This window comes from Martelella sp. UBA3392 (assembly GCF_002358775.1).
In the GTDB taxonomy this organism is placed as follows: domain Bacteria; phylum Pseudomonadota; class Alphaproteobacteria; order Rhizobiales; family Rhizobiaceae; genus Martelella; species Martelella mediterranea.
The window spans coordinates 2,978-10,774 of sequence record NZ_DEPM01000108.1 but is presented as its reverse complement, the minus strand read 5'-3'; the positions used below and the strand labels follow the sequence as shown (position 1 = coordinate 10,774).

7 protein-coding genes and 1 pseudogene are annotated in these 7,797 nt (G+C 65.0%); 1 reads left to right on the top strand and 7 read right to left on the bottom strand.

All coding sequences use genetic code 11. The annotated features are described in order from the left end of the window. The 5 genes and pseudogenes from B4E36_RS07895 to B4E36_RS07875 all read right to left on the bottom strand — a co-directional run. Positions 1-179, bottom strand: a pseudogene (locus tag B4E36_RS07895) (AI-2E family transporter); the annotation flags it as partial. Positions 180-238: 59 nt separating this feature from the next. Then, a complete protein-coding gene (locus B4E36_RS07890; protein WP_292053806.1) occupies positions 239-793 on the bottom strand; it encodes a gamma-glutamylcyclotransferase family protein in 555 nt (184 codons plus the stop codon). Beyond that, complete coding sequence (locus B4E36_RS07885; RefSeq protein ID WP_292053808.1) at positions 793-2,610, bottom strand: ABC-F family ATP-binding cassette domain-containing protein; 1,818 nt, start codon at positions 2,608-2,610, stop codon at positions 793-795. Before B4E36_RS07885 ends, B4E36_RS07890 begins: the two co-directional genes overlap by 1 nt. Positions 2,611-2,616: 6 nt before the next feature. After that, entirely contained in the window at positions 2,617-3,267 is a 651-nt protein-coding gene (locus B4E36_RS07880; RefSeq protein ID WP_292053809.1) for a thiamine diphosphokinase, read from the bottom strand. Positions 3,268-3,360: 93 nt separating this feature from the next. Next, positions 3,361-3,900: a MarR family winged helix-turn-helix transcriptional regulator gene (locus tag B4E36_RS07875; RefSeq protein WP_292053811.1), complete on the bottom strand. Its 540-nt coding sequence runs from the start codon at positions 3,898-3,900 to the stop codon at positions 3,361-3,363. A 121-nt stretch (positions 3,901-4,021) separates the two neighbouring features. On the opposite strand from B4E36_RS07875, the gene B4E36_RS07870 reads away from it, so the two are divergent. After that, positions 4,022-5,533 (top strand): MDR family MFS transporter, encoded by a 1,512-nt coding sequence (locus B4E36_RS07870; RefSeq protein ID WP_292053813.1) that lies wholly within the window; start codon positions 4,022-4,024, stop codon positions 5,531-5,533. On the opposite strand, the gene B4E36_RS07865 is transcribed toward B4E36_RS07870, so the two are convergent. Beyond that, positions 5,525-6,706, bottom strand: coding sequence for an OpgC family protein (locus tag B4E36_RS07865; protein WP_292053817.1), 1,182 nt, complete (start codon positions 6,704-6,706; stop codon positions 5,525-5,527). The two genes, B4E36_RS07870 and B4E36_RS07865, sit on opposite strands and share 9 nt — an antisense overlap. Before the next feature lie 5 nt (positions 6,707-6,711). Further along, positions 6,712-7,797, bottom strand: a 1,086-nt coding sequence (gene mdoH / locus B4E36_RS07860; protein WP_345900206.1) for a glucans biosynthesis glucosyltransferase MdoH, incomplete at its 5' end; no start/stop codon positions are given.

Below are 7,797 nucleotides of genomic sequence, written 5' to 3'. Positions count from 1 at the left end.
AAGGCGATGATCAGCGCCGCCAGAACCGGCACCAGGAAGCCGTGAAAGAAATAGATCGCGGCGAGCGCCACACCGAGCAGCAGCCAGCGCGCGGCGGTGACGGAGGGGATCAGCGGCGCACGGGCGGCGGCAGCCGTGCCGATCCAGCTTTGCGTCCTGTGATGCGGTTTCTGATCCATCGCCTGTTTCTTTCCCGTCGGACAGCCCGGCATTATCTATGCTGCCCCCATATCGCCTTTCAAGGTCGATAGCCAGCAAAAGCCCCATCGCCATCAAAGCCCGCGCTGGCCAGAACCTCCCTCGCCTCCACACCGGCCGGACGCGAACGGTCGGGATCGGGGCGGTAAGGGGCGGCGGCAAGCCGGGCGACATGATCCTCCGGCAGGCCGTGCTGGCGCGCGCCGGCAATGACCAGCGCATGATACCAGTCAAAGGGCAGCAGCGCCGGATCGCGGAAGGCGGGCGGGGCCTTGTAGGTGCAGGCTGAGACCGTCGCGCCGTCCTTCAGCAGGCGCACCGCGCAGTCATCGATGCGATCATAGCCCTTGCCTTTGCCCTCGAACGCATCAAGCAGATCGCGCTCGCTCAGGTCGAGCACAAAGACCACACCGAACACCGCCACGCCTGGCTGCTTGACGATCGTCGCCTTGCCGGACCCCTCATTGCCGATCTTTGAGAAGGCAAGCGCGTGGTCCTCCAGCACGGCCGGGCCGACCGGCCTTGCCGAGGGGCAGCGTCGCGCCAGCCGCTCGGTCAGCATGTTGGAGCCGTAGGCGAAATAGGCGAGCGCCATCAGCCTTCCAGTTCTTCGCGCAGCATTTCCAGCTCCAGCCATTCCTCTTCCTTGGCGGCGAGCGTCGCGCGCTCGCGTTCCAGCACTTTCGCGGCCTTGGAGAAACCATCGGGATCGCGGGCGAAGAATTGCGGGTCGGCCATGCGTTCCTCGAGCCTGGCGATATCCGCCTCGATCTTCGCCATTTCCTTGGGCAGGTTTTCGAGCGCGAATTTCTGCTTGTAGGAAAGTTTTCCTTTCGCCTTGGCGGGTTCGGGCGCAGCCTTCTCCCGGGCGGCCTGTTTTTCCTTCTTTTCGGCCGCCCTGGCCTCGGCGGCCGCCCCCTTGCGCTGGGCCATCATGTCGGAATAGCCGCCGGCATATTCCAGCCATTCGCCATCCGGCGACAGCGGATTGGCCGGCGCGATCGTCGAGGTGACGGTGCGGTCGAGGAAATCGCGGTCATGAGAGACGAGAATGACGCTGCCGGCGAACCCGGCGACGATCTCCTGCAGCAGGTCCAGCGTCTCGATGTCGAGATCATTGGTGGGCTCGTCGAGGATCAGCACGTTCGCCGGCCGCGCCAGGATGCGCGCCAGCATCAGCCGCGCGCGTTCGCCGCCGGAGAGGTTGCGGATCGGCGTGCGCGCCTGTTCGGGCTGGAACAGGAAGTCCTTCATGTAGCCCGCGACATGGCGTTGCTCGCCATTGACCAGCAGCGTGTCGCCGCGCCCGTCGGTGAGGTAATGCGCCAGCGTGTCGTCGGGGTCGAGTTCCTCGCGCTTCTGGTCGATCACGGCGATCTCGAGATTGACGCCGAGGCGTACCCAGCCGCTGTCGGGCGCAAGCTGGCCGGTCAGCATCTTCAAGAGCGTGGTCTTGCCCGCCCCGTTCGGGCCGACGAGACCGATGCGGTCGCCGCGCGAAACACGCAGCGAAAACGGCTTCACGATCACCCGTTCGCCGAAGGATTTGGTGATGTTCTCCGCCTCGATCACCAGCTTGCCGCTTTCGCGCACATCGCTGACCGTGGCGTTGACCGTGCCCTGCGGACCCTGGTGGGCGCGGTGACGGGCACGCATGTCGTGCAGGTCGCCGAGGCGGCGCATATTGCGCTTGCGCCTTGCGGTGACGCCGTAGCGCAGCCAGTGTTCCTCGCGCACGATCTGGCGCGCCAGCTTGTGCTGCTCCGCCTCTTCCTCCTCCAGCACCTTGTCGCGCCATTCCTCGAAATGGGCAAAGCCCCGGTCCATTCGCCGCGCGATGCCGCGGTCGAGCCAGACGGTGGCGGTCGAGACGTTTTCGAGAAAACGCCGGTCATGCGAGATCAGCACCATGGCCGAGCGGGTGCCGGCAAGCTCCTCTTCCAGCCATTCGATGGTGGTGAGGTCGAGATGGTTGGTCGGCTCGTCCAGCAGCAGGATATCGGGTTCTGGTGCCAGCACGCGCGCAAGGCCTGCCCGCCGCGCCTCGCCGCCGGAAAGCTTTTTCGGATCGGCCGACGGCGAAATGCCGAGATGCTCCATCATGTAATCGGCGCGGTAATGCTCATCGCCGGGCGCAAGGCCCGCCGCGACATAGGCTTCCACGGTGGCATAGCCGGAAAAATCCGGCGCCTGTTCGAGATAGCGTATGGTGGCCGACGGCTGGCGGAAGATTTCGCCCGACTGCGCCTCGACCAGGCCCGCGGCAATCTTCAGAAGCGTCGACTTGCCCGATCCGTTGCGCCCGACAAGGCAGATCCGGTCTCCCGGTTCGACCTGCAGGCCGGCGCCGGAGAGAAGCGGCGTTCCGCCGAAGCTCAGATGGATATCGTCCAGTTTCAAAATCGGCGGCATATCGCCTCATACTCCCGAAAAATCATGCGGCCGGAGAATGATGATCCCCGCGCCGTTTTTCAAGCCGAAGCGCACCGGCCCGCCCTTCGCCTTGTTCGAAACCCCGCGTGCCGCGCCGAAGGGCAGCGCGAAGTCTTCAAGCGGGTAGACGGCGTTGTCGATCGAAAGACCTGCAAGGTCTGATACGCCGAGCACGGAAAACAGCGCGCCTTCCGGCATGTCCACCACGGTTTCGCCGGCAAGCAGGGGATGGGCCTCTTCTTCGCCCGAGGTCAGCACAATGTCGATGCCATCGCCAGCCAGCCGGAGGGCGAGCAGCAGGTTCATCAGCCCATGATCGGTGCGTTCGCCCTGCAGAGCGCCGGCCATCACGATCCGCTGAGCACCCCGCTCGATCGCCTCCTCGACGGCAAGCGCGCCATCGGTCAGGTTCTTGGCGGGCGGGAAATTCTTGCGCGCGATGTCGGGAAAGCGCGCCACAAGTGCTGCATCGGTGGAATCGAAATCCCCTACCCAGACTTCCGGCTGCACGCCAAGCGCCCCGGCATGGCGCATGCCGCCATCGGCGGCGATCACCCGGCTTCCGGCCACAAGCGCCAGCACCCGGTCGTCAACCGTAAGCGCACCGCCCAGCAATATCGTGAAGGTCTCGTTCATGGCCTACGCAATAGAGCGGATCGGGGCCAAAGGGAAGGGTGGCACGCCCGCCCGGACGTGTTCGCCTGCCGATCCCCGCCCGGTCCGTTCTGCTCAGCTCGCGGTGCGGGTCTTGGGCGCGATCTCGGCGGCTTCGCCGGCATGGTCGCGGGCATAGTCCTCGAGGCCGTCGACGAAGCGCTGATAGAGCCTGGAGAACGTGTCGAGGTCATCGGCCGACCAGTTTTCAGTGACGCTTTCCAGAAGCCGCCGCTTCACCGCGTGCACCTCGTTCAGCAGCGCCCTGCCCTTCGGCGTGATAACCAGGATCGAACGGCGGGCGTCGTTCTGGCAAACGCGGCGTTCCAGCACGTTCTGGGAAACGAGTTCGGCGACGATGCGGCTTGCGCGCGAAGGGTCGATCCGCATGCCGTCAGCCACCGAGCCGATCGTCGCGCGGTGATTCTCGCCGGCGCGATGGACCACGTCGAGCACATCGAGATGGGTGATTTCCAGCGCCGGCGCGACATTGGCGATCGCGATCCGCCCGATGATGCGGCGGCGCATCATCAGCCGCTGCTGCGTCATGGTGTCGGAAATCCGCTGCATGGCATCGGCCTGATCGGGGGCTGTCGTGTCGCGCTTTTCGTCCATGCTCTCTGTCTATCAGATCATCGGAAAATTTGAAACATGCATAGTGCATATCCATGCTGTTGACAAATATTTGCTTTCAGCACATGTATCGGCGATGCGTTCCACTGAGACAGCCCCGCCCATGGACCAACAGAGCCCGTTCGTCTCGCTGGTAGAGCATCCGCGTCGTCGGGTCATCGCCTTCCTGTTCCTGCTGATGTCGATGTTCCTGGCGACCCTCGACAACCAGATCGTCTCCACCGCGCTGCCGACCATCGTCGGCGAGTTCGGCGCCGTCGAGCGGTTCGGCTGGGTCGCCTCGGCCTATCTGCTGGCATCCTGCGCGGTGATGCCAATCTACGGCAAGCTTGGCGATCTTATCGGGCGAAAATATGTGCTGATGGCGGCAATCGTGATCTTTCTGGTCGGATCGCTGACCTGCGGGCTGGCGGTCTCGATGAACACGCTGATCGCCGCGCGCGTTCTTCAGGGTTTCGGCGGCGGCGGGCTGATGGTGTCGATCTTCTCGCTCAATGCAGACCTGTTTCCCGCGCGCGAACGGGCCAAGTACCAGAGCTATGCCAGTCTCGTGCTGATGACGTCGGGCGCGCTCGGCCCGATCCTTGGCGGCACGATGACGGCCGCTTTCGGCTGGCGGTCGATCTTTCTCGTCAACCTGCCGGTCGGGCTTGTCGTGCTTGCGGGCCTCCACATCCTCCTCCCCAACCGCAAGACCGGGCGCAGACCGAAGATCGATTTCCTCGGCGCGCTGCTTCTGGCGCTGATGGTGACGGGGATCGTGCTGTGGTGCGATTCCGGCGAAATCTTCGGCTCGATGCTGTCGCCGGCAAGCCTTGGCGTGGTGGCCGCGGTCGCCGCACTGACCGGCCTGTGGGTGATGGTGGAGAGGCGCGCGCCAGAGCCGATGATCCCGCTCTCGCTATTTTCAAACCGGACCGTCGTGCTGCTTCTGATCGTCTCGATCGCCAGCGGCAGCATCGCGATCGGCATGGTCAATTATCTCGCTTTGTTCCTGCAGACCGTTCACGGGCTCTCGCCCACGGCGGCGGGCCTGTTCTTCATTCCGGTCACCATCGGTCTGGCTGTCGGCGCGCTCACCGGCGGGCGGCTGATGTCGATCACAGGACGATACCGGCCATTCGCCATTCTCGGCCTGTCGATCTCGACGTTGGCCTTTGTGACGCTTTCGCTGTTTGCCGTCTCCGCGCCGCTGGCGCTGATGGCGGTGATCCTCGGCCTGCACGGGCTCGGCATCGGCTTCGGCCAGCAGGTGCCGGTGCTTGGCGTTCAAAATGCCGCGCGCGGCGGCGATGTCGGGGCCGCCACCGGCACGGTGACGCTGTCGCGCATGGTGGGGGCATCGGCCGGCATTTCCATCTACGGCGCGATCCTGGCCCATGGCCTTGGCCGTTCCGCGTCCATTCCGGGCGTCGGCGCGCTGACCGAGCTTTCTCCCACGGCCATCGCCGCATTGCCGGAGCCCGCCCGGGCGCTGGCGGTCGGCGGCTACGGCGATACATTCACCATGCTGTTCATGTTTGCGGCCGTCGTCTGTCTGATCGGCCTTGTCGCGGCGCTTGCGCTGCGGCCCCTGCTCCTCGGCGCGCCGGCCAAGGCCGGAAGCTCAGCCTGACCGCTTGATGGCGGCCTCCGGCGGCGGCGTGATCGCGGGCGGTATCGCCTTGGCCTTGCCGGCGCGGGCAAGTGCGGTGCGGGCGGCGAAATACTGGATCGCGATGCCCGCCAGCAGCAGCAACGTATCCCCCAGAACCGTAACGCCGGTCATTTCGCGCAGAATCTGAAACGCGAAGGCGGTCAGCGAGCCGGTGACGAAGGTCGCGAGGCTCGCCCGGCCCATGACATTAATCGGCTCGAAGACCGGGAGCGACAGGAAGCGTTTGAGCCCCGGCATGTAAACCACGATATAGGCGAGCGCCAGGATATGGGCGATGCGCGGCAGGCTGAGCCATTCCTTGCTGGTATCGGCGATGAAGTCCGGCATGAAGGCGGGGAACGGGAAATTATACTCCCCGATCAGGCGCCACCAGACGGAATAGACCACGAAGGCGACCGAGGCGGCGTAAAGGACGGGGTGGAACGAAACCAGCGCCTTGCCGCGCCGGTTGGCTATGCCGACCGCAAGGCCGATCGCAAACAGCAACTGCCAGCAGAACGGGTTGAAGAACCAGGCCCAGTCGGCGGGATAGGCCGGGAGCCGGACCTCGAAATAGCGCGCCACAAGCCAGACCGCGAACGAGACCGACAGCATCAGGCCGATGCTGCGCTTGCCAAGCAATAGCAGCGCCGGCAGGGCCGCAAACAGCACGATATAAAGCGGCAGGATGTTGAAATAGCTGACCTGATAGGTGAGCAGGGCGGAGCCTGCAACCGTGCCGAGCGGCTGTTCCCACAGCCATGACAGCCCGTTCAGCTCGGCGAATTCCTCCATGCCGAAGCGCACCAGGAACGGCGTTGCAAGCGCCAGCACGACAAGCGTGGAAAACAGATGCGCGCCATAAATCGTGCCCGCCCGCCGCCAGATGCGCTTTGCCGTCTCCATCAGCGAGCCGGCGACGAAACGGCCGCTATAGGCAAGGCCCGCCGAAATGCCCGAGATCAGCACGAAGGCTTCCGCCGCATCGGAGAAGCCATACATCCGCATCGTGTAGAACGAGTAGAGGTTTTCCGGCACATGGTCGATGAAGATGATGATCAGCGCCAGACCGCGCAGAACATCGAGGCGCGGATCGCGCTTGCTTTTCACCGGGGCCGACGGGGCGGCGGCCTTGCTCCTGTTTGCGTCCAAAGGCGTTATCCCTGCGCTGCCGAATAGGCGGGCTCGATTGCATCCGTCCTCGGCGCGGCGGTTTCCCGGTCAATAACCGGTCTCTCGTTCCAACGCGCTAGAACGCGGTCGCGTTCCCTGACGATCGCCAGACGCGCCAGTTCCTCGGGCGTGCGGAACAGCTGGCAGTGATAGGCGAAGCGACCGCTCGCCGGCGATGAGCTTGCGGCGATCAGCAGCGGGGCGATGATCTGCGGGCCTGCGATCGGCGTCAGCCAACAGAACAGGTCCGGCGCAAGCGTCCACGAGCCGACGAGCGTCAGAATGCCGGTCAGCACGATCCACCAGCTTGCCCGGAAGGCCTCGCCGAATTTCAGCGTCTGGCCCTCGCGGTCGGAGGACGGCCAGCCGCCATCCATGCCGAAGATCACCTGCATCACCGAGCGGCTCTGATACATCAGCGTGATCGGCGCGAGCAGCGACGACCAGATGATCTCCGCGAGCGTGGACAGGAACACCCGGAAAAAGCCCCCGAAACGGCGCGCTTCGCCGGAGACGCCAGCGCGCAGCGCGATCAGCAGTTTCGGCCCGATCAGCAGCCCGCCGACCCCGACCAGCAGCGTGACCGCGAGCGCGGTCTCGGCGCGCGGAAAGATCGCCGGCAGATAGGGGCTCGGGAAGTAGTCGATCGCTGGCGCAAACAGCGGCGCGACGATCGAGGCGACGATGAAAGCCATCCACAGCGGCGAGCTGATATAGGCCATCACACCCTGGAGAAAGGTGAACCGGTTCCAGCCATGCAGGCCGGGCGCGGTCAAAAGGCGGATATGCTGGAGGTTGCCCTGGCACCAGCGGCGGTCGCGCTTGGCATAGTCGATCGCGTTCTGCGGCCCTTCCTCATAGGAGCCCTCGAGATCGGGATCGACCCGCACGATCCAGCCCTGACGCCGCAAGAGCGCCGCCTCGACATAGTCGTGGCTCAGGATATGGCCGCCGAAGGGCGGCGCGCCGGAAAGCGCCGGCAGGCCGCAGCTTTCGGCAAAGGCATTGGTGCGCACCATGGCGTTATGGCCCCAGAACGGGCCTTCCTCGCCCTGGATACGGGCAAGGCC

Bases quoted from the DNA above. Each gene is read 5' to 3' on its own strand.
- B4E36_RS07890 (WP_292053806.1), bottom strand. From the start codon at position 793: ATGGCGCTCGCCTATTTCGCCTACGGCTCCAACATGCTGACCGAGCGG.
- B4E36_RS07875 (WP_292053811.1), bottom strand. From the start codon at position 3,900: ATGGACGAAAAGCGCGACACGACAGCCCCCGATCAGGCCGATGCCATG.
- B4E36_RS07880 (WP_292053809.1), bottom strand. From the start codon at position 3,267: ATGAACGAGACCTTCACGATATTGCTGGGCGGTGCGCTTACGGTTGAC.
- B4E36_RS07885 (WP_292053808.1), bottom strand. From the start codon at position 2,610: ATGCCGCCGATTTTGAAACTGGACGATATCCATCTGAGCTTCGGCGGA.
- B4E36_RS07870 (WP_292053813.1), top strand. From the start codon at position 4,022: ATGGACCAACAGAGCCCGTTCGTCTCGCTGGTAGAGCATCCGCGTCGT.